A 1,338-nucleotide genomic window follows, 5' to 3' on the forward strand; every position below is an offset into this window, starting at 1 on the left:
GGCAGTGTGAAACTTTTTCTGTAAATATGTAATTGAAGAGGTTCTTCTATGGTAAAATTTAAATCATAGGAGGACCTTTTATTATGGCAAAACAGAAGAAACCCATACATCGGGTACAAATGACAGAGGGAAAACGAAACATTATTCATCAGCTCATGGAAGAATACGATATTCAGACAGCTGAGGATATTCAGGAAGCTCTAAAAGACCTTCTGGGCGGAACCATCAAAGAAATGATGGAAGCAGAAATGGAGGATCATCTCGGATATGAAAAATCTGAGCGTTCTGACAATGATGATTACCGAAATGGGTATAAACGCAAACGTATCAACAGCAGTTATGGTTCTATGGAAATTGAGGTTCCACAGGATCGTAAATCAACCTTTCAGCCGCAAGTAGTCAAAAAGCGCCAGAAAGACATCTCCGATATTGATCAGAAGATCATCTCTATGTATGCCAAAGGAATGACGACCAGACAGATATCTGAAACCATCGAAGATATTTACGGTTTTGAAACTTCGGAAGGATTCATTTCTGATGTAACAGATAAAATCCTCCCTCAGATTGAAGATTGGCAGAACCGCCCGTTAGATGAAGTATATCCAATTCTATTTATCGATGCAATCCACTATTCTGTCCGGGATAACGGTGTCATTCGCAAATTGGCGGCATATGTAATTCTTGGAATTAATACAGCAGGAAAAAAAGAAGTGCTTACCATTCAGGTTGGTGATAACGAAAGCTCTAAATACTGGCTGTCTGTCTTAAATGAACTGAAAAACAGAGGGGTAAAAGATATCCTGATCCTTTGTGCTGATGGTCTGTCTGGAATCAAAGAAGCTATTTCGGCTGCTTTTCCGAAAACAGAATATCAACGCTGTATTGTCCATCAGGTAAGAAACACTCTGAAATATGTTCCAGATAAAGACAGGAAAGCCTTTGCAACGGATTTGAAAACCATCTATCAGGCACCGGACGAAAAGAAAGCTCTGGCAGCCCTTGAACAAGTAACAGAGAAATGGACACCAAAATATCCGAATTCCATGAAACGCTGGAAAGATAACTGGGATGCCATTTCTCCAATTTTCAAATTTTCGGCAGATGTCCGAAAGGTCATATACACGACCAATGCCATAGAATCTCTGAATTCCACCTATCGGAGATTAAACCAGCAAAGAAGCGTATTTCCAAGCGATACAGCATTGCTGAAAGCCCTGTATCTGGCTACCTTTGAAGCCACAAAAAAATGGACAACCACCATCCGGAACTGGGGTCAGGTCTACGGAGAATTAAGTATTATGTATGAAGGACGGCTTCCAGAATAAAAAGAACAGATTG

Annotated in this window: 1 protein-coding gene; it reads left to right on the forward strand. The window is 40.3% G+C overall.

Annotation, left to right across the window (positions count from 1 at the left end; all coding sequences use genetic code 11):
• The first annotated feature begins 83 nt into the window (after positions 1-83).
• Positions 84-1,325, forward strand: coding sequence for an IS256 family transposase (locus tag INF29_RS14225; RefSeq protein WP_087988264.1), 1,242 nt, complete (start codon positions 84-86; stop codon positions 1,323-1,325).
• Positions 1,326-1,338 lie beyond the last annotated feature (13 nt).

The organism is Anaerotignum lactatifermentans (assembly GCF_014982935.1).
Lineage (GTDB): Bacteria > Bacillota > Clostridia > Lachnospirales > Anaerotignaceae > Anaerotignum > Anaerotignum lactatifermentans.